General features: G+C 67.5%; 22 protein-coding genes. 16 read left to right on the top strand and 6 right to left on the bottom strand.

The features are described 5' to 3' along the window. Nucleotides 1-78 precede the first annotated feature (78 nt). The gene (locus NO887_RS10570) at nt 79-876 is read right to left on the bottom strand and encodes a hypothetical protein (RefSeq protein WP_256418255.1); all 798 of its coding nucleotides are present in this window, start codon (nt 874-876) and stop codon (nt 79-81) included. Between the two features lie 180 nt (nt 877-1,056). Between NO887_RS10570 and NO887_RS10565 the strand changes: the two genes are divergently transcribed. Beyond that, a complete protein-coding gene (locus NO887_RS10565; protein WP_256418254.1) occupies nt 1,057-2,400 on the top strand; it encodes a PKD domain-containing protein in 1,344 nt (447 codons plus the stop codon). Between the two features lie 54 nt (nt 2,401-2,454). Here NO887_RS10565 and NO887_RS10560 read toward each other — a convergent pair whose 3' ends face one another. Further along, nucleotides 2,455-2,637 (bottom strand): hypothetical protein, encoded by a 183-nt coding sequence (locus tag NO887_RS10560; protein WP_256418253.1) that lies wholly within the window; start codon nt 2,635-2,637, stop codon nt 2,455-2,457. A 186-nt stretch (nt 2,638-2,823) separates the two neighbouring features. Between NO887_RS10560 and NO887_RS10555 the strand changes: the two genes are divergently transcribed. Beyond that, nucleotides 2,824-3,549, top strand: a complete 726-nt coding sequence (locus NO887_RS10555; protein ID WP_256418252.1) for a guanosine phosphorylase — start codon at nt 2,824-2,826, stop codon at nt 3,547-3,549. A 30-nt stretch (nt 3,550-3,579) separates the two neighbouring features. On the opposite strand, the gene NO887_RS10550 is transcribed toward NO887_RS10555, so the two are convergent. Next, entirely contained in the window at nt 3,580-4,026 is a 447-nt protein-coding gene (locus tag NO887_RS10550; RefSeq protein ID WP_256418251.1) for a UPF0179 family protein, read from the bottom strand. A gap of 132 nt (nt 4,027-4,158) precedes the next feature. Here NO887_RS10550 and tmcA point away from each other — a divergent pair, with 132 nt between their 5' ends. Next, entirely contained in the window at nt 4,159-6,543 is a 2,385-nt protein-coding gene (gene tmcA, locus NO887_RS10545) for a tRNA(Met) cytidine acetyltransferase TmcA (protein ID WP_256418250.1), read from the top strand. An 83-nt stretch (nt 6,544-6,626) separates the two neighbouring features. Here tmcA and eif1A read toward each other — a convergent pair whose 3' ends face one another. Continuing rightward, complete coding sequence (eif1A, locus tag NO887_RS10540; protein ID WP_256418249.1) at nt 6,627-6,917, bottom strand: translation initiation factor eIF-1A; 291 nt, start codon at nt 6,915-6,917, stop codon at nt 6,627-6,629. Nucleotides 6,918-7,094: 177 nt separating this feature from the next. Here eif1A and NO887_RS10535 point away from each other — a divergent pair, with 177 nt between their 5' ends. The 6 genes from NO887_RS10535 (at nt 7,095) to NO887_RS10510 (ending at nt 11,464) form a co-directional block, all read left to right on the top strand. Beyond that, nucleotides 7,095-7,340, top strand: a complete 246-nt coding sequence (locus tag NO887_RS10535; protein ID WP_256418248.1) for a DUF8151 family protein — start codon at nt 7,095-7,097, stop codon at nt 7,338-7,340. A 67-nt stretch (nt 7,341-7,407) separates the two neighbouring features. Beyond that, nucleotides 7,408-8,007, top strand: a complete 600-nt coding sequence (locus NO887_RS10530) for a class I SAM-dependent methyltransferase (protein ID WP_256418247.1) — start codon at nt 7,408-7,410, stop codon at nt 8,005-8,007. A 114-nt stretch (nt 8,008-8,121) separates the two neighbouring features. Next, nucleotides 8,122-8,964 (top strand): alpha/beta fold hydrolase, encoded by an 843-nt coding sequence (locus NO887_RS10525; protein WP_256418246.1) that lies wholly within the window; start codon nt 8,122-8,124, stop codon nt 8,962-8,964. A 55-nt stretch (nt 8,965-9,019) separates the two neighbouring features. Next, nucleotides 9,020-9,343 carry a BolA family protein gene (locus NO887_RS10520; protein WP_256418245.1) on the top strand — a complete coding sequence of 108 codons (324 nt, stop codon included), beginning with the start codon at nt 9,020-9,022 and terminating at the stop codon, nt 9,341-9,343. A gap of 82 nt (nt 9,344-9,425) precedes the next feature. Beyond that, complete coding sequence (locus tag NO887_RS10515; protein ID WP_256418244.1) at nt 9,426-9,938, top strand: hypothetical protein; 513 nt, start codon at nt 9,426-9,428, stop codon at nt 9,936-9,938. 119 nt (nt 9,939-10,057) lie between these two features. Continuing rightward, complete coding sequence (locus NO887_RS10510; RefSeq protein WP_256418243.1) at nt 10,058-11,464, top strand: class II fumarate hydratase; 1,407 nt, start codon at nt 10,058-10,060, stop codon at nt 11,462-11,464. A 36-nt stretch (nt 11,465-11,500) separates the two neighbouring features. On the opposite strand, the gene NO887_RS10505 is transcribed toward NO887_RS10510, so the two are convergent. Next, nucleotides 11,501-12,895, bottom strand: coding sequence for a cytochrome P450 (locus tag NO887_RS10505; protein WP_256418242.1), 1,395 nt, complete (start codon nt 12,893-12,895; stop codon nt 11,501-11,503). A 129-nt stretch (nt 12,896-13,024) separates the two neighbouring features. Here NO887_RS10505 and sucC point away from each other — a divergent pair, with 129 nt between their 5' ends. From sucC to NO887_RS10480, 5 genes are all read left to right on the top strand, one after another. Continuing rightward, nucleotides 13,025-14,170 (top strand): ADP-forming succinate--CoA ligase subunit beta, encoded by a 1,146-nt coding sequence (gene sucC, locus NO887_RS10500; protein WP_256418241.1) that lies wholly within the window; start codon nt 13,025-13,027, stop codon nt 14,168-14,170. A gap of 79 nt (nt 14,171-14,249) precedes the next feature. Next, nucleotides 14,250-15,119 carry a succinate--CoA ligase subunit alpha gene (sucD, locus tag NO887_RS10495; RefSeq protein ID WP_256418240.1) on the top strand — a complete coding sequence of 290 codons (870 nt, stop codon included), beginning with the start codon at nt 14,250-14,252 and terminating at the stop codon, nt 15,117-15,119. 95 nt (nt 15,120-15,214) lie between these two features. After that, nucleotides 15,215-17,650, top strand: a complete 2,436-nt coding sequence (locus NO887_RS10490) for a response regulator (RefSeq protein WP_256418239.1) — start codon at nt 15,215-15,217, stop codon at nt 17,648-17,650. Nucleotides 17,651-17,805: 155 nt separating this feature from the next. Next, the gene (locus NO887_RS10485) at nt 17,806-18,114 is read left to right on the top strand and encodes a MarR family transcriptional regulator (RefSeq protein ID WP_256418238.1); all 309 of its coding nucleotides are present in this window, start codon (nt 17,806-17,808) and stop codon (nt 18,112-18,114) included. Between the two features lie 59 nt (nt 18,115-18,173). Next, the gene (locus tag NO887_RS10480) at nt 18,174-19,475 is read left to right on the top strand and encodes a tRNA (N(6)-L-threonylcarbamoyladenosine(37)-C(2))-methylthiotransferase (protein ID WP_256418237.1); all 1,302 of its coding nucleotides are present in this window, start codon (nt 18,174-18,176) and stop codon (nt 19,473-19,475) included. A gap of 72 nt (nt 19,476-19,547) precedes the next feature. Here NO887_RS10480 and NO887_RS10475 read toward each other — a convergent pair whose 3' ends face one another. Next, nucleotides 19,548-21,602, bottom strand: coding sequence for a MutS-related protein (locus NO887_RS10475; RefSeq protein ID WP_256418236.1), 2,055 nt, complete (start codon nt 21,600-21,602; stop codon nt 19,548-19,550). Between the two features lie 107 nt (nt 21,603-21,709). Here NO887_RS10475 and larE point away from each other — a divergent pair, with 107 nt between their 5' ends. Together larE and NO887_RS10465 are read left to right on the top strand one after the other, a co-directional pair. After that, the gene (gene larE, locus NO887_RS10470) at nt 21,710-22,636 is read left to right on the top strand and encodes an ATP-dependent sacrificial sulfur transferase LarE (RefSeq protein WP_256418235.1); all 927 of its coding nucleotides are present in this window, start codon (nt 21,710-21,712) and stop codon (nt 22,634-22,636) included. A 120-nt stretch (nt 22,637-22,756) separates the two neighbouring features. After that, entirely contained in the window at nt 22,757-22,960 is a 204-nt protein-coding gene (locus NO887_RS10465; RefSeq protein WP_256418234.1) for a hypothetical protein, read from the top strand. Nucleotides 22,961-22,965: the final 5 nt, after the last annotated feature.

Below are 22,965 nucleotides of genomic sequence, written 5' to 3'. Positions count from 1 at the left end.
CATGCGGCCGGCATATGGCTTTGTCGATGGTCAGTTACGTCGATCGTCGATCGACTGTTTGCGACGTTCACCATCGACTCATGGCCGCTGCCCGAGCCCGACGGAGTGGCATCTCACGTCGTAGTTACCGCTGAACCCTTCGATCCGAACGGTGTCGTCGTCGACAGTCACCGCGTGGAGTTCGCTCTGATCACCCGTGAGAACGCTCTGGTTCCACTCCTCTGCCGGGAGGTCACTTCGGAGAGTGACGTTTGTCACCGAGACGCCGGTGGCGGAGTTGTCGGAGGTTCCGGGACCGGTTATTTCGAGCGGAAGCGTGTCGGTGCCCGACTGGGTGCGTAGCGTTCCGGACAGGCGGTAGAGGTTGATCGTGTCCCCGGTAAGGATCGGCCGCTGTTCAAGCATCGCGTTCGCGCCGTTGTCCGCCTCCACGTACAGCAGTCCGTTCTCGTACCGAAGGTCCGGCTGGTTCGTAACCCTGTAACTCGGCGAGTAGATGAGTCCGGTTGTGTCGCTACCGCCGCAGATCTCAGTCGCGTTTGCTCCGCCGATCTGGATCGCCCCCTGTGTGCTGCTCCGGATCGATCCCGCCGCTGGAGGAGGGTTCAGGAACAGCAACCGTGACGGGTAGTACATCCCCAAATCGACGGGAACGAGCACCTGACGATCGCTCGACGACTCACTGAGCGTAATTATCTCGGCGTACAGGTCCGTCATGTCGTCCCGAACGTCCTGATAATGCTGGTACTCGATCTCCGCGTTCTGGTTCGGAATCACGTACGCTTGAAATAACGAGTAGCTGACCAGCAGAAACCCAAAAATAAGGATGAATCCCACGACATTTGACTGCCCTCGATCGGCAGGCGTGGGTCCCATGATCCAACGTCTATGCCCCACGGACATAAACGCTCCACCAAGTGCGATGCGGAATCGCTGCGGCTCGGCCTCATGGACAAAACACTTCTAAACACCGGTGGCCTAGCTCTCCTATCCCGGGCCCCATTTGGAACGCCATTGGCCACAGAAGTCCGACCGGCACGGGCGACAGCACTTCCCATGAACGACCGAGCCGTCACCGAATCGATCGGCGTTATCCTCCTCGTCGCGATCGTGGTTGTGGCGTCAGTGACGCTCGGTACCGGTATTCTTGTGCAGACGAGCACCATACAAGAACAGAGCGACAACACCCGTCTTAATATCAAAACCGAAGTTACGGAATCCGCGGTAACCGTTCGGCACGTTGGTGGTCCAAGTCTTGAGACGGACAACGTTCTGTTCCGGTTGGGCGGCGACACCGGCCGCGTGGGACCGTACTCCCTCGCGGAGATAGCTGACGGCGGAGTGAACGGGACGTATACCGACAGGCAAGGAAAAACCGAGACGTTCGACGTCGGCGACGAGGTGACAGTGAACCACTCGTTCTCAGGGTATATCGACGTGTTCCTCTTCGACACCGAGAGCGGAGACCGGCTGTACCACACGCTTCGGTCGCCGCTGTCAGCGGAGTCGGGGAACGGCCCGCCGACTGCCGTTGCCGACTCGCTGGACCGAGTCGGTGAAGGGTACAGTATCACTCTCGACGGGTCGGGAAGCAGCGACGCCGACGGCTCGATCGAGAGCTACTCGTGGACGATCACGTCGGGTGCCGGGTCGGTAGCTGAGGACGACACCGCGACGCCGAACGCGACGTACAACGCGCCGACAGACGTCTCTAGTGATCAGAATGTGACGGTCGAGTTGACGGTCACGGACGACGAAGGCTTGACGGACACCACGACGACCACGGTCACCGTTGTCGACACCGACACCGCCCAGCCGCCGGAAGACGGGAACGGCGACGGATCGGCGTTCAACGATCCCAACGGAAACGGTGTCTACGACCCCGGTGAGGAGGTGATAAGCAAAGAGGACTTGGAAGACGGATACAACGACCCGGATGTCGATCTGGTGATCTACCCCGAGGTTGGGGAGATCAGATCGACCGGCGACGCGGTCGATATCACTGCGAAGACGATCACCGCAGGCACCGACTTCACGTCCACCGGCGACACGGTTCAGCTGACCGCGACGGGCGACATCCGAATCGACGGAGCGAGCCTGACAGCTCGGGGCAACGACGGGATCACCATCAGGAGTACCGACGGGCGCATATTCGCGAACGAAACGACGATGAACGCCAACAATGGTGATATCACGCTCAACTCGAACGGAGATATCTCTCTCATCTCGGCAGATCTCGACGGTGGTGGGTACACCGCTGACCTCGGGGTCTCGAGTGCCACCCTCTACGTGGATCAGCTCAGTCTAGCCGGTCAAGGGAACAACGGTGGGACTCTAGTGTACGATCCCGACGATATCACCGTTAACGGTACGCCGAGTCAGGGGTTCGTAGTTCCCTGACGGGTCGGGGGAATTGACTGCGCGTGGGATTGAACCCGATCAACAATTTGGTCGTCACTCTCTCCGCGCCGTCAGCCACGCCGACGCGGCGGCCACGACGCTCGCGAACCCGCCGACCAGCACCGCCTGCGTCCAGTTGGCTCCGAGGAAGTATCCCGCGACGAGCGTGACGAGAGCGAAGGCGATCACGACGGCGACGATCGTCGAAGCGATGGAGTCGGCGTCCGAGTCGGGCATGCCCGAATCTGCCGTCGACGGGCGATAAACCGGTCGATCGGTTAACCTGCCGGGGCGGCCGCGAAGGTGGTAGCGACGCCTCCAGACTAATGATAAATTATATTCCGCGATATCAATTCGAGTTTGCGGCCGCTATCCCGTCACCCGACCGGTCCGTTTTTGCTCGGCGCGGGAGTCTCGACGCATATGGCGAAACAGCCGCACCTGCTGGTCGAGGAGGGAGATGTCCACGAGATCGCGATCATCCCCGGCGACCCCGGTCGCGTCGACCGGATCGCCGACCTGTGTGACGACAGCGAGGTCGCCGCGCAGAACCGCGAGTACAAGGTCGTCAACGCGAGCTACGAGGGCGTCGACCTCACGATCTGCTCGACGGGGATCGGCTGCCCGTCGGCCGCGATCGCAGTCGAGGAACTCGCGCGGGTCGGCGTGGATACGTTCCTCCGGTGCGGCACCTGCGGGGCGTTACAGGCGGACATGGAGGTCGGCGACATGGTTGTCGCGACCGGCGCGGCCAAAGAGGAGGGGACGAGCAAGCGGTACGAGTCGGTCGAGTACCCGGCTGTCCCCGATTACGACGCGCTCACCGAACTCGTCTCGGCTGCCGAGGCCAACGACGAGGAGATCCACGTCGGCCCCATCGTCTCCGACGACGCGTTCTACAACGAGAGCGACGAGTACGTCGACGACTGGAACGACGCGAACCTGCTCGCGATCGAGATGGAGGCCGCGACCGTCTTCTCGCTCGCTCGGCGAAAGGGACTGCGGGCCGGAGCGATCTGTACCGTCGACGGCAACCTCGTCGCGGGAACGCAGAAGGGAGCGGATGGAGACGACGAGCTCCCGGAGAAGGCCAAAGACAACGTTGAACGCGCGATCCGGATCACGCTGAACGCGGTCACCGCGCTGTAGGTCGGCCGAACCGTCGTTTCGCTCCGCGCCTCACTCCTCGGCGCGAAACTCCACGAGCGTCAGGTCGCGGTCGAGCGCGCACTCGTCGTGCGGCGGCTCGCCGAGCACCTGATCGATGACGCGCTCCTCGTCGAAGTCGACCCCGTCGGGGACGCAGTAGCCGTGGCTCGGGCACTCGGTGTGCGGGCACGGTCCCGCGAGCGAGGCCTTGCTCCCGGCGTACGCCCGCTTCGACGGGACGGTGGCGGGGACGGGAGCCGGCTCGACCTCGACCGCGCGGACGCCGGCGTCGTGGACGGCGCAGTCGAGAGTCTGCGCGTTCTCTCGGATTCCCGTCACCCGATACCGGGTACCCTCGGAGAGGTTGAGACACTGCCCGCGGTACGGACATCCCTCGCAGTCGGGCGATTCGCCCTCGTAGACGAACTCGCGGCCGATGTCCGCGAGCCGCGTACCGACGAGCGTGACCGTGGTCATACGCGAACCGACGCCCCGCGCCGCCGTAAGCTTCCCGCCTCGGCGCAGCCGGATCGCTCGCTTCGCCGACCGGCTGCCACCGGAGAGGACAAGACACATCCGCCGTCCCGGACAACAGAGCACGACAGACGGATGATCGCGACGCTGGCACGGCGGGCGAAACGGGCGGCCGAGGCGGCGAACGAGCGACGCGTCCTCGTGTTCGCCGGCGACCGCGACCGCGGTATCGACGCGGCGTACACGGCGATCGAGGCGACTATCGGAAACCGCCCCGACGAGGCCTCGATCGTCTCGACGCGCGAGGGATTCCGGTTCGAGGAGCACCGGCCGCGGAGCGCAGACGGGTTGCTCGGGCGCACCCGCGAGGTCGTGGTTCTCGACTGCCACGAGCAGTTCGTGCCGAACGCACTCGGTCGGTGCGTCGGCGCGGTCGACGGGGGAGGGCTCCTCGTTCTCGTCACGCCGGATCTCGACGCGTGGCCCGAGACGCGCGATCGCTTCGACGTGTCGCTCGCGGTCCCGCCGTACGGCATCGACGACGTGACCGGTCGCTTCCGCGGGCGGCTGGTCGACACGCTCCGAACGCATCCGGGGATCGCGATCGTCTCGCTCGGCGGTGGCACGGACGGAACCGACGCCATCGAGCGCGACGAGCTCTCCATGGAGCCTGCGGGATCCACGGAGACGGTGTCGAGAGCGCAAACGCCGACCGTGCCGCCGGATTCGACGTTCCCAGATACCGCGTACGCAGCCTGTCTCACGGCCGATCAGGCGCGCGCCGTGCGGGCGTTCGAAGCGCTCGCGACTCCCGAACACGCGGTCGTCGTCGAGGCGGACCGCGGGCGCGGCAAGTCGAGCGCGGCGGGGATCGCGGCCGGCGCGCTGGCGCTCGCGGGCGCGGACGTGCTCGTCACCGCGCCGGGGATCGACAGCGCCGCGGAGGTGTTCGCGCGCGCCCGAAAACTGATCGACGACGGGAGCGACGACAGTGTCGAACCTGACGACGATACCGGAACCACCGAGAGCGCGACGGGAGCGACGCGCCTGCTCGACGCGCCGGGCGGTGGGCGCGTCCGCTACCTGTCTCCTGCGGAGGCGGCGAAGTTACCCGACGATCCGGATGTCGTGATCGTCGACGAGGCGGCCGCGCTGTCGGTTCGACTCCTCGAACGTCTCCTCGATGCGCCATCGATCGCCTTTTCGACGACGGTCCACGGCTACGAGGGGTCGGGCCGGGGGTTCGCGATCCGATTCCGCGAGCGACTGCTCGCGAGCCGGTTCTCCGTTCGAGACGTTCGGCTCGACGAGCCGATCCGATACGCGCGTGACGATCCGATCGAGGCGTGGGCGTCGCGTGCGCTGCTGCTCGATGCGCGGCCGGCAGTCGACGCGTCGGTCGCGGACGCGAGGGTCACGGACGCGACGTACCGACCGCTTCCTCCCGCCGACCTGCTCGCCGACGAAACGCTTCTCGGCGAGGCGTTCGGTCTGCTCGTGGCCGCGCACTACCGCACGGAGCCGAACGACCTCGCGCGGCTGCTCGACGCGCCGAACCTCCTCGCGCGGGCGCTCGTCGTCGACGGACGGGTCGTCGCCGTCGCTCTGCTCGCGCGCGAGGGCGGACTGGACGCGGCGACTCGCCGACGGATGTACGAGGGCGAGCGCGTCCGCGGGAACATGGTTCCTGACCTCCTCACGAGCCAGCTCCGCGACGAGACGGCCGCCGAACCGCGGGGCCTCCGGACCGTTCGGATCGCGACGCACGACGCGCTCCGCGACGAGGGGTTCGGCTCGCGGCTGCTCGCGGAGGTCCACGCCGAGTTCGGGAGTCGGACGCCGGCGGACGACGGCGTCGAGACCGACTACTTTTCGGTCGGCTACGGCGCGACGCCTCGGTTGCTCCGATTCTGGCGACGGGCGGGCTACCGGACGGTTCACCTCTCAACCTCCCGAAACGACACCTCCGGCGAGCATTCCGCAGTCATGCTCCGGTCGGCGGGCGAGGCGGGAGCGCATCTCCTTGATCGACACGCGGACAGCTTCCGTGACCGCGAGCGCGACGGGCTCTCGGACGCCCACCGCGAGGTCGACGCCGACGTGGTTCGCGGTGCGCTTCGCGCCTGCTCCGCGTCGGTCCCGATCGACCTGACGGCGGCGGAGTGGCGCTCCGTGGTGGGTGCGTCGTTCGGGCCGGGGATGTACGACAGCGCGCCGGGCGCGTTCCGCGACCTCGCGCTCGCGGCGTTAATCGAGTCGGAGGAGGGAGACGAGGCAGGCGGTCCCGGCGGGGCGGACGACCCCGTCGAGACGGACGACACCTCCCTCGACGATCGCGAGGAACGCTTGCTCGTCCAGAAGGTGTTGCAAGGTCGCCCGGTGGAGTCGGTGACGGACGATCTCGGATTCGTCTCGACGGCCACCTGCATGCGCGCGCTCGGAGACGCGTACGCCCCGCTCGTCGAACGCTACGGGACGGCGGCCGCGCTCGCGGAACGGGAGCGGTTCATTGGCGAGTGACGGAAGGCGAGACCGGAAGAACTGATCGAGGGTGAGTGGGGCACGGCGGCGAGGCGGCCGACCCGTTCAGGCTGTCGAGGGCGTCACTGCAGGTGTCCTTCCTCGCGGAGCTGTTCGGCCTCGCTTTTCTCGTAGCGCCACGAGATGTCGGCCTTCTCATCCTGCCAGTCCCACGGCTCGACGAGCACGATGTCGTCCTCGCGGATCCAGACGCGCTTTTGCATCCTCCCCGGGATGCGCGCGGTCCGCTCCGTGCCGTCCGCACAGCGGACCCTGACGCGGTTCGCGCCGAGCATCTCGACGACCTCCGCGAACACCTCGTCGTCGTCGGGCATCCGGAGGTCGTTCCGACCGTCGCCGTCTCCGTTGCTCATGCGTACGCGGTGATACGCGTTCACGGAAATAAAAGGGCCGCTCTCCGTTGCTGCGCCGTCGGACACCGTTGCCGCCCTGCAGCGCGCCGCTCCGTTCTCTTCTCTCCGTCCAGCCGGTTCGACTTCGTTATGCCGTCGGTCCAAAAGAGTCATATCGTGTTGTCGCCGTGGTCAGGTATGGTCGAATTACCCGCCGTCGCAGTCGAGATCGCCGAACTCGTCGCCGTCACGCTGGGTGCCGGTGCGGCGGCCGCGGGCGGTGTCGTCCTCGAACGGTTCGGACTGTCGGCGGTCACCGCCGGCGACCTCGCGCTCGGCGCGTGGGGAATCGCGATGGGGCTGCTCGCGCTGTACGTCGGCGTCGTCGCGCTCGGCTACGAGCAGGCGCTCCCGCGGCTGCGTCGACTCACGACCGGCGAGTGAGCCGATCTCAGTCGCCGCCGTCTCTGCCCCGGAACCGATAAGGCTGTCATCCTCGCTATCTACCGATATGGACCGCTTCCAGAACACGGGACAACCGGACTGGGACTGGTGGAGCCGTCTCTGGCCGACGCCGGGTGACACGCTCCGGCGACTTGGGCTTGAACAGGGCGACAGCACGGTCGAGATCGGCTGTGGAAACGGCTACTTCGCACTGCCCGCCGCGCGAATCGTCGACCCGGCACCCGTGTACGCCGTCGACGTCGACGCGGGGTTGCTCGACGAACTCTCGGCGCTCGCGGAGAAACAGGATATCGAGACCGTCGTTCCGATCTGCGGTGACGCCAGAGACCTCGATTCCCACCTTCCCGAGCCGGTCGATGTCGCACTGCTCGCGAACGCGTTCCACGGGATCGACGAGCGAGACGCCTTCCTCGCGGCGGTCGCCGACGCGCTCGCGCCCGACGGTCGGTTCGTCGTGGTCAACTGGCGCGCTTGGCCGCGGGCGGAGACGACGGTCGGCGGCGAGCCCCGCGGACCGCCGACCGACCTCCGGATCGGCCCGGACGAGACGCGAACCGCCGTCGAGTCAGCGACAGACCTCCGGCTCGTCCGAGAGATCGACCTCCCTCCGTACCACTACGGGCTCGTGTTCGAGCGCGTGGAGTAGACGAATACGGGGAGGATGGAATCCCGTTCGGAGCGGTCGACCGGACTGCCAGCCGGGGTTCGAGCGATCGAGAAATGGAAGCATATAGCCGGCACGAACGCACCAACGGATGGTATGACCCCACGCGAACCGCCCGCGACGCAACGGACAGGCGTTTCGACGCGCGCGTGCACGCTTCCGGACGGTCGCACGGTCGCGTACGCTCTCGCCGGCGATCCGACCGGCACCCCGCTGGTTCTCCACCACGGAACCCCCGGTTCAAGGCTGTTTGCGGCCGTCTGTGACTCGACCGCGACCGAGGCCGGCGTGCGTCTCGTCGCGCCGGATCGCCCCGGATACGGGCGGTCGTCGCCGCCGCCGCGCGGTTGGTCGATGGCCAACTGGGGAGACGACGTACGGGAACTGCTCGCGACCGAGGAGATTGCGGCGGAAACGCCCGTGCGCGTGCCGCATGTCGGGTTCTCCGGCGGCGGCCCGTTCGCGCTCGCGGCCGCGACGCCGGGCGACCGGGTCGGGCTGGTCGGCACGGTGGTCCCGCCGGCGGAGACCGGCCTCGCCCGGCTCGCGTCGATCCCGTTCGCGGTGCGGCTGCTGTTCCGGCTCTCGAAGCCGCTGGCGCGCCTTCGCGGGGCCGAAGCGGTGGTGAACCAGTACACGGACCGATCGGTGTCGCCGGCCGTCGCCGACGCCGTCGCGGCCGACTTCCGCGAGGCGCTCCGACAGGGCGCGTCCGCCGTCGCCCGCGAAGCCCGCTTGTTCGCCGAGGTGTCGATCGACCGGGAGTCAGACGGACTGACCGTGCGGGCCTGGCACGGCTTCGACGACGAAAACGCCCCGATCGGCCCAGTCAGAGAGCTTCTCGACGAGGTGAACGGGACCGTGATTCCCGTCGAGAGCGATCACCTCGGAACGTTCCTCGACCGTCAGCGCGACATCTTTGACTGGGCGACGGGCTGACCGGCGGCTCGGACCCATGCGGTCGCTTTTTGCCCGCCGAGACCCGACACGGACCATGACCATCGATCCGGCCGAGGTCGCAGACCTCATCGAAGCGAACATCGCTGACGCCGTCGCGCGCGTGACGAATCCGCGGATCCACGACGACGACGACGAGGACGCGCACTTCGCCGCGCTCGTCGTCTCGCCAGCATTCGAGGGGGAGTCGCTCGTCGATCAGCACCAGCGCGTGTACGACGCCGTCGGCGACCACATGACGAAGTCGGTTCACGCTCTCGAGATCAAGACGTACACGCCCGCCGCGTACGCCGAACACGGCGACGGAACGCTCGACGCCGAACTCCGGAAGGCGGGGCTACTCCCTGTCGACGAGGCCTGAGTCGGTCGAGGATCGCTCCCCTCCGCCGATCGCCTCGCTCCCTCCGCCGACCGCCTCGCTGACCCCAGCACCCGCTCCAGTCATGCTCTCCACTCTCCGCCGCGCCCTCCGCGGAACGCTCGCCGCCGTCTCGCTACTCGCGTTCGTCGCGCTCTTCTTCGCGCTCCACGCCCGCGTCACGTCTCTTCCGATCCTCCTCGGGCTCCTGGCCGTCGGGACTGGTGCGCTCCTCGGGGCGGGCGGCCGACCGGCGCTCCGGGAGCTGCTCGGCCGCGGCGGGTCGCCCGCCTCCGGCGACCCGCGGCTCAGTGAGCGGACCGACGACGCGTGGACGGACCGCAACGACCGCGGGGATTCCGAATCCGATCCCGACTGGCCGTTGGCGCGTCTCGAACCCGCGCTCGACGACGCGTGGAACCAGTGGGCAGACGCCGTCCTGACGGTCGGGCTGGCCGCGATCGGCGTGGGGTCTTTCGGACTTCTCATCGCCAATCCGGGCGAGGAACCGCCGTTGGGGTTGCTTGTCTCCGGGCTGTTCGGGATCAACGGAGCGCTCGTATCGCTCGCGTTCGCTCTCAAAAGCGGGGAAGGGTGAGCTGGACGCTCTCCGGATGTATGCAATTCGGTACCGATTGACGTGACTCTTGATACCACGATTCGACGGTGCTGGCTGCGTTCAGTAGCTTTTACGGCGTTTCGCGGGAAGCCGCACGCATGGGCGAAGACTACCGCACTGAGGAGGACAGTCTCGGCGAGATGCAGGTTCCGGCGGACGCCTACTGGGGCGCACAGACCCAACGAGCCGTGGAGAACTTCCCGATCTCGGGAATTCCGATGAGCCGCCGGTTCATCCGCGGACTCGGTGTGGTGAAGAAGGCGGCCGCGCAGGCGAACCGCGACCTCGGCCTGCTGGACGAGGACACCGCGGAGGCGATCGTCACCGCCGCCGACGAGGTGATCGCCGGCGAGCACGACGACCAGTTCCCGGTCGACGTGTTCCAGACCGGCTCGGGCACCTCCTCGAACATGAACGCCAACGAGGTGATCGCCAACCGCGCCGCCGAGATCGCCGGCGCGGAGATCGGCGACCGCGTCGTCCACCCGAACGACCACGTCAACTACGGCCAGTCGAGTAACGACGTGATTCCGACCGCGATGCACGTCGCCGCCCTCGAAGCCGTCGAGAAGGATCTCGTGCCCGCGCTCGAAATCCTCCACGCCGAACTGGAGACCAAAGAGACCGAGTTCGACGACGTCGTCAAGACCGGGCGCACCCACCTGCAGGACGCGACGCCGATCCGGCTCGGCCAGGAGTTCGGCGGCTACCGCACGCAGGTCGCGAAGGGGATCGAGCGCGCCGAGACCGTCCAGTCGAACCTCCGCGAGCTCGCGCTCGGCGGCACCGCGGTCGGCACCGGACTCAACACCCACCCCGAGTTCCCGGGCCTCGCCGCGGAGTACATCTCCGAGGAGACGGGGACGACGTTCCGCGAGGCCGAGAACCACTTCGAGGCGCAGGCGGCCCACGACGCGATGGCGGAGGCACACGGCGCGCTCCGCACGATCGCGGGGAGCCTGAACAAGATGGCGAACGACCTACGGCTGCTCGCGTCGGGGCCGCGAAACGGGCTCGGCGAGATCGAACAGCCGGAGAACCAGCCCGGCTCCTCTATCATGCCCGGCAAGATCAACCCGGTCGTCGCCGAGTCGGTCAACCAGGTCCACAAGCAGGTGGTCGGAAACGACGCCGCGGTCTCGGCGGGCGCGGCCCGCGGCGAGATCGACTTAAACATCTACAAGCCCGTCATCGCGCACAACTTCCTCGAATCGGCCGAGATCCTCTCGAACGTCGCGGCCACGTTCGGCGAGCGCTTCGTCGCGAAGCTGGAGGCCAACGAACAGCACTGCGAGACGCGCGTCGAACAGTCGATGGCGCTCGCGACCGCGCTCAACCCCGCGATCGGCTACGACAAGGCGAGCCAGGTCGCGAAAACGGCGCTCAAAGAGGGGAAAAGCGTCCGCGAGGCGGCCGTCGAAGCCGGATACCTCACGGAGGAAGAAGCGGACGACGTGCTCGACCCCGAAGCGATGACCCACCGCGTCATCCTCGGCGACGACTGAGGGCGGCGACCGCTGAGCGGACGGTTCGCGTCGTGGTCACCGCCGCCTGACGCGCAGTTTCACCGGCCCGTCCGGGCGGAGCGTGATCGACGGCGACAGCGACAGCTCGTCGGTCACGGCGTCGAACTCCCAGTCGCGTGCGATCGTGGCTAGGACCAGCCGCGCTTCCAGCTTGGCGAAGTTCTCGCCGATACAGCGCCGCGGGCCGCCGCCGAACGGGAAGTACGCGAACCGCGGGAGCGACTCGCGAAACTCATCGCTCCACCGCTCCGGACGGAACGCTTCTGGACGCTCGTAGAACCGGGGGTCACGGTGAAGTACCCACTGTTGGATGGTGACCACTCGCTGTATAACTGCCCGCGGGCGGCACTCACGCCCGTGAAGTACCCACTGTTGGATGGTGACCACGGTCCCCGCGGAGCACTCGTAGCCGCCGAGTTCGACCGACTCCGTGGGCTCCCGTATCACGCTCTGTACCGGCGGATACACGCGCATTCCCTCTCGTACCGTCCGTTTCGTATACGATAGATCGTCGACGAGATCGTTCGACGGCGGGGCCCCGTTCAGCGTCTCGTCGAGTTCCGCTCGCAGTTTCTCCGCCTGCGCCGGGTTCGTCGCCAGCAGGTAGAGGGTGTAGGTTAGCGCGAGCGCGGTCGTCTCGTGGCCCGCCAAAAGCAGCGTCACCACCTCGTCTCGTATCTGTTCGTCGTCGAGATCCTCCGCGTGCGATTTCGCCTGCAACAGCCGCGAGACCACACCGTCTCCGTCGGCGTCGTGCGCCGCGACGATCTCGTCCGCGATCGCGTACAGCGCCTCGCGGGCGCGCTTGTACCGACGGTTGCCGGGCGTCGGGATGACGTCGGGAACCTCGATCGGCCGTTTGAGCCGCTTCTCCGAGCGGTCCATCACCGCTTCGAGCGCGTCGGCGATGTCAACCTCGTACTCCCGGATGTCGGCGTCGAACAGGGTCTCGGCGACGATCTCGACGGTGAGTCGCATCATGTCCGCGTGGATGTCTCGGACCGTATCGTCGCGCCAGTCCGACAGCAACCGGCGGGTGTAGTCGACCATCACCGACGCGTACTCCGCGAGTGCGTCGGGATGGAAGGCCGGTTCCATCCGGTGACGCTGCCGTCGCCAGAACTCGCCTTCGCTGATCAACAGCCCGTTGCCGATGACGGGGCTGAGAATCCGTCGATACTCTTCCCCTTTGCGGAATTTGTCGTTCTCGTGGACCAGCACCTGTTCGACGAGTTCGGGATCGCTCACCTGATAGAACTCTGTCCCACCGAGTTCGTACCGTGCGACCGGTCCGTACCCGCGCGCCGTTTCCTCGTAGAACGACAGTGGATCGGACGCGAACTGATAGATGTTACCCACCACCGGGAGACCCGACGGCCCCGGCGGGTCTCCGCCTCGTTCCGTTCCCATACGATCGGAGGCAGAGCGTCCTGTATACCTCTTTCCCCGTTTGAGGCCGCTTGCCGAGCTGCGGCGCGAGCCGCTCGTTCGAGCCGGATCGGAACCATTTAAGCCGCCGTCGGTACCGATCCCACACGGATGAAACTTCACGAACATCAAGCGAAGACTATCTTCGCGGACGCCGGGATCCCGGTGCCGGACTCCCGGCTCGCGACGACCGTCGACGAGGCGCTCGACGCCGTCGACGAGATCGGCTATCCGGCCGCGATCAAGGCGCAGGTCCACGTCGGCGGCCGCGGGAAGGCGGGCGGGATCAAGATCGCGACCGACCGCGAGGAGGCCGAACAGTACGCCGACGAGATCCTCGGGATGGACCTCAAGGGATACACCGTCGACTCGGTCCTCGTCGAGGCCGGCGTCGACTTCGTCGACGAGCTGTACGTCGGCGTCACCATGGACCGCGGCGAGGGGAAGCCCGTCCTGATGGTGTCGACGGAGGGCGGCGTGAACATCGAGGAGGTCGCTGAGGAGAACCCCGACGCGATCGCCCGCGAGCACGTCGACCCCTCGTTCGGTCTCCACCCGTATCAGGCCCGAAAGGTCGTCTACGAGGCGGGCGTCGACGGCGACGTGGCGCTCGACGTGGCGTCGATCCTCTCGACGCTGTACGACCTGTACGAGGAGAACGACGCCTCCGAGATCGAGGTCAATCCCGTGATGATAACGGGTGACCGCGACGTGGTCGCGGCCGACGCCGTGATGAACATCGACGAGGACGCGCTGTTCCGCCAGCCCGAGTTGGCCGAGCTCGCCGAGGAGTCCTACGAGGACGACTTAGAGCGGAAGGCAGGCGAGTACGGCTTCGACTACGTCCGACTCTCCGGAAACGTCGGCATCATCGGCAACGGGGCCGGACTCGTGATGACGACGCTCGATCTGGTCGACTACTACGGCGGCTCTCCCGCCAACTTCCTCGACATCGGCGGCGGCGCGAAGGCCGAGCGCGTCACGCAGGCGCTCGATATGGTCTTCTCCGACGACAACGTCGACGCCGTCGTGTTCAACATCTTCGGCGGGATCACCCGGGGCGACGAGGTCGCCAAGGGGATAAACGAGGCCCTCGAACAGTTCGACGAGATCCCGAAGAAGGTGGTCGTTCGGCTCGCCGGCACGAACGCCGCGGAGGGGATGGAGATCCTGAATACGGACCTCGTCGAGGTCGAGGAGACGCTTGAGGACGCGGTTCAGCGTGCCGTGAAGAACGCGGAGGAGGTGGCCCAATGAGTTCTATCGTACGTTCACTCGCTCCCGACGGTCGCTCGTTCACGAACGATAACCTCACGCTCACCACGGGGTGGTTCGCGTGAGCATTTTTGTCGACGACGACACCAGAGTGGTCGTGCAGGGTATCACCGGCGGGGAAGGGAAGTTCCACGCCGGCCAGATGATCGAGTACGGCACCAACGTCGTCGCCGGCGCGGTGCCGGGTAAAGGCGGTCAGGAGGTCGACGGCGTCCCCGTCTACGATACCGTGGACGAGGCCGTCGAGGCCGAGGACGCGGACGCCTCCGTCATCTTCGTGCCGCCGGCGTTCGCCGCCGACGCGATCTTCGAGTCGCTCGACACCGACCTCGATCTGGCGGTCGCGATCACGGAGGGAATTCCGACGCAGGACATGGCGAAGGTGAACAAGCGCCTGACGGAGACCGACACCCGCCTCATCGGCCCGAACTGTCCGGGCATCATCACGCCCGGCGAGGCGAAGCTCGGCATCCTCCCCGGCAACATCTTCTCCGAGGGCCGCGTCGGCCTCGTCTCCCGTTCCGGGACCCTCACCTACCAAGTCGTCGACAACCTCACTGAGCGCGGACTCGGCCAATCGACCGCGATCGGCATCGGCGGCGACCCGATCATCGGCACCTCTTTCATCGACGCCTTAGAGGCGTTCGAGGCCGACTCCGCCACCGACGCGGTCGTGATGTGCGGTGAGATCGGCGGCGAGGACGAAGAGCAGGCCGCGAAGTTCATCGGCGAGAACATGGACACGCCGGTCACCGGCTTCATCGCCGGCCGCACGGCACCGCCGGGCAAGCGGATGGGCCATGCGGGTGCCATCGTCTCCGGCTCCGGCACGGGCACGGCCCAGTCGAAGATCGACGCGCTCAACGACGCGGGCGTTCCCGTCGGCGACACTCCCGAAGAAGTCGCCGACCACGTCGAAGACTTCCTGTAGAGGCCTTTCGACGCGACCGCGCTCGTTTCCTCACCGATTCTCAGATCTGGTCTCCGGGGCGAAAAATAAAACAGCGCGTAGCGTCAGCGGGTACTATGGACCCCGGACCCGACGACATCCGCGACGGATCGAGCGACGAGTCCGGGAGCGCGCCGGCCCGAGACGGCCCCCCGAACCGGATCCTCTTCGTCGACGACGAGCCGGGTGCAGCAGACCTCGCGGCCACCCACGTCGAACGCCTCGTCGACGGCGTCGAGACGGTCATCCGCACGGATCCGACGGACGCGCTCGCCGTCGTGCGTGAGGAGCCCGTCGACTGCGTTGTCAGCGACTACAACATGCCGGGGTTGGACGGGCTTGAACTGCTTGAGGCCGTCCGGTCGGTCGACCCCGGGCTCCCGTTCGTGCTGTTCACCGGACGGGGGTCAGAGGAGATCGCGAGCGAGGCGATCTCCGCTGGCGTCACCGACTACCTCCAGAAGGGGATCGGACGCGACCGGTACGAGGTGCTCGCGAACAGCGTCGAAAACGCGCTTGACCGCCGCCGCGCCGAGCGGGACCTCCGGGAGGTGAACGCGAAGATCACGGCGATACACGGTTTTGCGAGTGACCTCGCGTCGGTCCACGTGACGGACGAGGTATTCGACCGCGTGGTCGACGCGGCCGAAGAAATCCTCGACTTCGACCGCTGCGTCGCGGCCCGTCGCCGAGGAGGTACGCTCGTTCCCGCCGCCCGTTCGGCGCACGTCAGCGTCGACGAGGTGGACGCGTTTCCCCTCGACGAGGCCGCTCGGACGGCTGACGCCGAGGGTGTCGCGACGCCGACGGACGACGAGGGGCGATCGGTGCTCCGGGTTCCGATCGGTTCCGAGGGCGTGTTTCACGCGATCGCGGCCGGCGGCGACGCCTTCGACGCGCGCGACGTGGAGTTCGCCGAACTGGTGGCCGCACACGCCGAAGACGCCATCGGGCAGATCGAGACGGAAAACCAGCTTCGGAGCGAGCGCGATCGGCTGAGCGCGCTCTTCGACGACCTTCCGCTACCGGCGGCGCGGACGGCGGAACGAGACGGCGACGGTCGGCGGCTCGAAGCCACGAACGACGCGTTCGAAGCGACGTTCGGCTACTCGGCGAGCGAGGACAGCGGCCGAGCGGTCCGCGACGGGATCACCCCGGACGACGACGCCCGGGCCGATCTCGCACCCACGGACGGCGCGACCCCGTCGCGCATCGAGGTACAGCGGCACACCACCGAGGGGCTTCGGGATTTCATCCTGCATGTGATCCCCGTCGAGTGTCCGGCTGAAACGGTCGTCTACTCCGTGTACGCCGATATCGGCGAACAGAAGCGTGTCGAGCGGATCCTCCGGCGGCTCCACGAGACGACCCGAACGATGTTCCGGGGTGACGACTGCGAGGCGATCGCGAAAATCGCCACGCGCGCGGCGATCGACATCCTCGAGTTCCCGAGCAGCGGCGTCAGGCTGTACGACGAGAACCGCAACGTCCTGTCGCCGACAGCGCTCAGCGAGGAGGCGACGGCGGCGCTCGGCGACCGGCCCGCGTACGGTCCGGGCGACGGGATCATCTGGGAGGCGTTTGAGCGGGGCGAACCGATCGCCGTCGACGACCTCGACGCGACCGAGACGGTCGTCGAGTACGGCGACCTCCGGAGCATATTGGTCGTTCCGCTTGGCGAGCACGGGGTGATGCCGCTCGGCTCCGACGAGCCCGGATTTTTCGACGACACGGCGACTCAGCTGGCGCGCGTGTTAGGGGCGAACGTCACGGTCGCGCTCGACCGCGCCGAGCGGACGAGACAGCTCAGGGAGCGCGACGACGAGCTGAAACGAGAGGTGGAGCGCCTAGAGAAGTTCGCCGGCCTCGTCTCGCACGACCTCCGGAACCCGCTCAACGTCGCCGCCGGACGCGCCGAACTCGCTCGGGATCACATCGATGACGCCGACGCCCTCGCCGACCTCGACAAGGTCGCAGACGCCCACGACCGCATGGAAGAACTCATCGACGACCTCCTCGCGTTGGCGCGGCAGGGGCGGACCGTCGACGATCCGGAGCCTGTTCCGGTACCCCCGGCCGCAGAGCGCGCGTGGCGAACCGTCGACACCGAGGCGGCGACGCTCGACGTGCGCGACGACAACTTCGTCGTCGACGCCGACCCGGAGCGGCTCCGGACGCTCTTCGAGAACCTGTTTACGAACAGCGTCGAACACGGTCGTCCGGGCAGTGAAGACGACGACTCTGACGCGCCCGTGGGGAGCGACTCGTCGGAGCGGCCCGAGCCCCTCACCGTCGCCGTGGGGTCGCTGTCTGACGGGTTCTACGTTGTGGACGACGGCACCGGCTTCGACATCGATCCGGAGGCGGCAGTCGAGTACGGAACGTCCGACGACTCCGGTGGAACCGGATTCGGGCTCGCTATCGTGCGCGAGATATCGGCGGCCCACGGGTGGGAGTTCGCGATCGACGAGGATGCGTCGGGCGCGCGCTTCGAGTTCCGGACGGAGACGTGACCGAACTTCAATTTCGGACGCGGATCGGGGTCGGACGGCGTGGTGACCGCTCGGAGCGACGCAGTCGCGTGTCACCTATATAAATTGGACGTGGACGTGTGGACTCCGCGCACACCCGGACCACGGTTATGGCCGACTCGACCGTGTGTGCGTACATGGACGAAGGTACCCGCGAACTGCTCTCACCGCTTCCGCCGAGCGCCAAGCTCGTCTACTACGTCCTCGAAGCCGAGGGCCGTTTCGACCAGACCGGACTCGCCGAGGAGACCCGCCTCTCCACGCGGACGGTCCGTTTCGCGGTGGAGAAGCTGACCGAGGTCGGCCTCGTCGAGGAGGGATTCTGCCCCACTGACGCCCGCCGATCGGTGTACGAGGCGGTCGATGCGGACGACGCGAGCGATCCGGGCTCTGCCCGCGATCCCGACGCGGAGGCACAGATGGCGACCGCGGTCGCCGAGGACTAACGCGAACTGCCACCGATCCGTCGCGTTTTTGCCCGCGGACCCGGTAGTGCGCTTACTCGATGGCGACGTATCACATCGAAACCTACGGCTGTAGCTCGAACCGAGGCGAGAGCCGGGAGATCGAGCGGGCGCTCCGCGACGGCGGCCACCGCCCGGCCGAGCGCCCCGAAGACGCCGATGTCGCCATCCTCAACACCTGCACGGTCGTCGAGAAGACGGAGCGGAACATGCTGCGGCGCGCCGAAGAGCTGGCCGAGGAGACCGCTGATCTCGTCGTCACCGGCTGTATGGCGCTCGCGCAGGGCGATCTGTTCGCGGAGGCCGGGATCGACGCCGAGATTCTCCACTGGGACGAGGTTCCGACGTACGCGCTCAACGGCGAGTGCCCGACGACCACGCCGGACGCAGAGCCCGTCTTGGACGGCGTCGTCGGCATTCTCCCCATCGCGCGGGGCTGTATGAGCAACTGCTCGTACTGCATCACGAAGTTCGCCACCGGCCGCGTCGACTCCCCGCCCGTCGAGGAGAACGTCGAAAAGGCCCGAGCGCTGGTCCACGCCGGCGCGAAGGAGATCCGCGTGACGGGACAGGACACGGGTGTCTACGGCTGGGACACGGGCGACCGGAAGCTCCCGGAGCTGCTCGATCGCATCTGCGACATCGACGGCGAGTTCCGCGTCCGGCTCGGGATGGCGAACCCCGGCGGGATCCACGGGATTCACGAGGAGCTCGCCGACGTGTTCGCCGCCAACCCGAAGCTTTACAATTTCATCCACGCGCCCGTCCAGTCCGGTTCCGACGACGTGCTCGAAGACATGCGCCGCCAACACCGCGTCGACAAGTTCCGCGAGGTCGTCGCGGCGTTCGACGACCGGCTCGAGCACTGGACCCTCTCGACCGACTTCATCGTCGGCTTCCCGACCGAGGACGACGCCGACCACGTGCGCTCGATGGATCTGCTCGCGGAGGTCCGTCCTGAGAAGATCAACGTCACCCGCTTCTCGAAGCGTCCCGGCACCGACGCCGCGGACATGAAGGGGCTCGGCGGCACGGTCAAAAAGGAGCGATCGAAGGCGATGTCAGAGCTGAAGATGACGGTCGTCGGCGAAGCGTACGAATCGATGGTCGGCGACGAGTTCCAGGTACTCGTCGTCGAGGAGGGCACCGGCGACTCCGTGAAGTGCCGCGACAGCGCCTACCGGCAGATCATCGTGCAGAACGCGGCGGAACGCGGCGTCGAAGTTGGCGACGTGCTCGACGTGACCGTGACCGGGCACAACACGGTCTACGCGTTCGGCGAGCCGACCGACGGCGACCGCGCCGCGGACGACGCGACGGACTCGGCCCCGACGACCGCGTAGGAAGCACGAAGGATCGCTTACCGCGCCGCGAAGCGTCGACAACCACTACCAAACCGCCGCCCGGAACGTTGCTCAGAACTTCTCCAAGAGGTCGTCGTAGAACTCGCCGCCGCGGTCGTCGGCGAGCTTCTCGACGATGAGTTCCGGCGTCGAGCGTGCCAGATGTCCCTTCTTCGGCGAGCGGTTCACCCGGAGTTCGCCGTCGACGAGCCCGGCCGCCTCGATTCCGTCGACAGCGACCGCGAAGTCGGCGGCGTCGCGTATCTCGCGTGCCAAGTGCGAGACGAACACCGCGGTCGCGTCTTGGTCATCGAGTGCTTCCAAGATGCCCGCGATGATCTTCGCGGACGCGCCCGGCTCCGTGATCGACTCCAGTTCGTCGACCAAGACCAGCCGACCGTCCGCGCCCTCGACGAGGTCGCCGAAGTCTCGGAGGGTGGCTTCGAACGCGCCGGCGTCGAGGGTGCCTTGCGATTTGGCGTAGTAGTGGATCTCCTCGAACCGCTCGACGGTCGCCGACTCGGCGGGGACGGGCAGCCCCATCTGTGCGAGCACGACGACGAGCGCGACTAAGTCTAGGGTGGAGGTCTTCCCGCCGGAGTTGACGCCCGACAGGAGCGTCGCGCCCGAGACGGCGTAGTCGATCGGCTCAGCGTCGTCGAACGCAACGTCGAGAAGCGGCGAGCGACCGCCCTCGATCCGGAACCCCGAATCGATCGTCCCGTCCCCGCCGGCACCGATCGACTCGCCCGGATCGGCGTCTGCGTCTGGATCGACGACTTCGGGCATCGTGCAGTCGAAGTCGCGCGCGAACCGCGAGATCGCGAGTTCCACGTCGAGTTCAAGCGCGTCGCGCACCAGCGCCTCGACCGGCTCTCTGAGGTCGCCGAGGTCGCTCGCGAGGTCGGCTTTTAGGCGGGCTGATCGCCGGTCGCGGGCGGCGGCGAGTTCGGTCCGGAGCCGCGAGACCGCCGCCTCGTCGTGGTCGACCGGAAACGACGGGTCGCCGTCGAAGATCGGCTCGGCGAGTTCGGCCTCCTCGGGTTCCAGCCGAAGGGCGTCCGCAAGGTGCTCGCGGGCGGCAGCGATCGCCTCGTCGTACTCGTCGGCCAGTTCGCGGTCTAAGAGCGAGTCGACGCGCGCGCCCTGTTCGACTAAGGAGAGGAAGTCGGTTCCCTCGATCGTCACGTCGCGTTCGCGGATCGCCTCGCGAAGTCGATCGTCCGCGACCGACGCCGCCGTCGACACCGCGGCGTCGAGGTCGTCGACGGCGTCGGTCAGGCGCGCCAGTTCGTCGTCGCCGACGATCGTGCCGTCGTCGTCGAGCCGCGCGAGCGCGTCTCGGAGGTGGTCGAGGTCGGCGGCGGGGCCGTCCGGCGCGACCGGGTCGCCCGCCACCGCGGCAGCCTCGTGGACCGCCGCGGCCGCCTCCAGTCGCTCGCGGTTCGTCGCGAAGAAGGCGAGCAGCCGCTCCGGGACCGTCTCCGCTGGCGTCTCCAGCGCGTCCGGTCGGACCTTCACGTCGCCGTCGACGTCGAGCCCGGCGAACGCCTCGTCGATCACGATCACGGTCGCGTACGACCGACCGAGCTCGGAGATGTCGCGGGCGTCCTCGACCGTTTCGACCGAGAGTTCGGGGACTGCGCGTTCGGCGCGGGCGAACATCTCGGCATCGGCGGTCGCGAGGCATCGGTCGCGGACGCGGACGGTCGGCGGGTCGTCGAGGGGCTCGACACCCGCGAGGGCGTCGCGGACCTCGGGGTCGGGCTCGCGGGTCGTCGCGTCGGCCGCGGCCGACTGCGCCTCTGCGATTCGCGAGGCCGACGCACTCGGGTAGAACGTCTCCAGCCGCTTCGCGGCGTAGTCGGTAACCGTGCGCTCGCGGAGCAGGTCGATCGCCTCCCGGTACACCTCGCGGGCGCGGTCGGTCGCGAGCACGCGCCCCGCGTCGTCGTGTCGTCGTCGAATCGCGCCGCGGGCGATCCGCGCCGCGCGGGCCTCGTTGACGCCCGGCGCACGGGCGATGGCCGCCACGTCGCCGGACTCGACGGTCGCGACGGGGTCGTCCAGTTCCGACAGCGCCGCCGCCGTCTTCGCGCCGACGCCGGGAATCGCCTCCAACTCCATCTACTCGCGGATATCGCGGCAACGGTCTAAAGCGTACGGGTCGGACGGGTGTGGACTCTGTCTCCGCGGCCGACGCGTTTTTTCCCGCCGACCGCGAACCCAGGGCCATGAACCACCAGCCCCTCGCCGTCGACGGCGACGCCCTCGCGCCGGAGACGGCGGCGAAGGCGGCGGCCGCCCGCGACGCGCTTGCCGAGCGGGACGGCGTCCTCATCGCCTTCTCCGGCGGCGTCGACTCCGCCGTGGTCGCGGCGCTCGCGCACGAGGCCCTCGGCGACGACGCCGTCGCCTGTACCGCCCGTAGCGAGACGCTGCCGGCCGCGGAACTGGAAGACGCAGAGCGAGTCGCCACGGAAATCGGAATCACCCACGAGACGGCCACGTTCTCCGAACTCGATGACCCGAACTTCGTCGCCAACGACGATGACCGGTGTTACCACTGCCGAACGATGCGGCTCGGGCGGATGTACGAGACCGCCAGAGAACTGGGGATCGACACCGTCTGTGACGGCACCAACGCGGACGACCCGGGCGAGGGACACCGGCCGGGCCTGCGGGCGGTCGAGGAACTCGACGTGTTTTCCCCCCTCTTGGACGCCGGGATCGCGAAGGACGAAGTGCGCGCGATCGCCGACGCCTACGGTCTGTCGGTGGCGGACAAGCCATCGATGGCGTGTCTCTCCTCGCGGATCCCGACTGGGCTTGAGGTGACCGAAGAGCGGCTGACCCGCGTCGAGAAGGCCGAACGGGTGCTCCGCGAGTGGGGATTCGAGGGGTTCCGCGTGCGCGACCACGACGGGCTCGCGCGCGTCGAGATCGCGCCGGACGAACTGGATCGAGCGCTCGACCCCGCCTTCGCCGAGGCCGTCCACGAGCATCTCACCGACGTGGGCTTCGAGTACGTCACCCTCGACATGGCCGGCTACCGGACCGGGAGCGTGAGCCCCGACGGGAACGCGGAGGTGGAAGGTGGCGACAACGCGGGAGCGGACGGCGACAGTAATCTCGACATCGGCCGGACGTACCCGCACTGAGCGGCTACTCGGTCGGTCGGATGCGGCCGTCGATTCCTACTCGGTCGGATGCAACTGCCGGTTATCACCCGAGAGAACCCGAGGCGAACGCTTATATTGGATGTTGCTAAACCGACAGCTATGAGCGAGGCGCAGACGCTCGCGGTCATCGCTGGTGGTGTCGGCGGTGCCGTCGGCGCGTTCGTGGGCGTCGCCGTCGGCGGGAGCGGACTTTCGGTGGCGCTGACGACGAGCGTCGTCGCGTTGCTGGTCGGCGTGGCGGTGATAGCGAGCGCCGTGATCGCCGGCGACGTGGAGTTTCTCGCGGACGCGGACGGAGAGTAAGCGGC

The sequence above is a fragment of the Halorubrum laminariae genome, assembly GCF_024494655.1.
Taxonomy (GTDB): domain Archaea; phylum Halobacteriota; class Halobacteria; order Halobacteriales; family Haloferacaceae; genus Halorubrum; species Halorubrum laminariae.
This window is presented reverse-complemented; position numbering and strand designations above follow the sequence as displayed.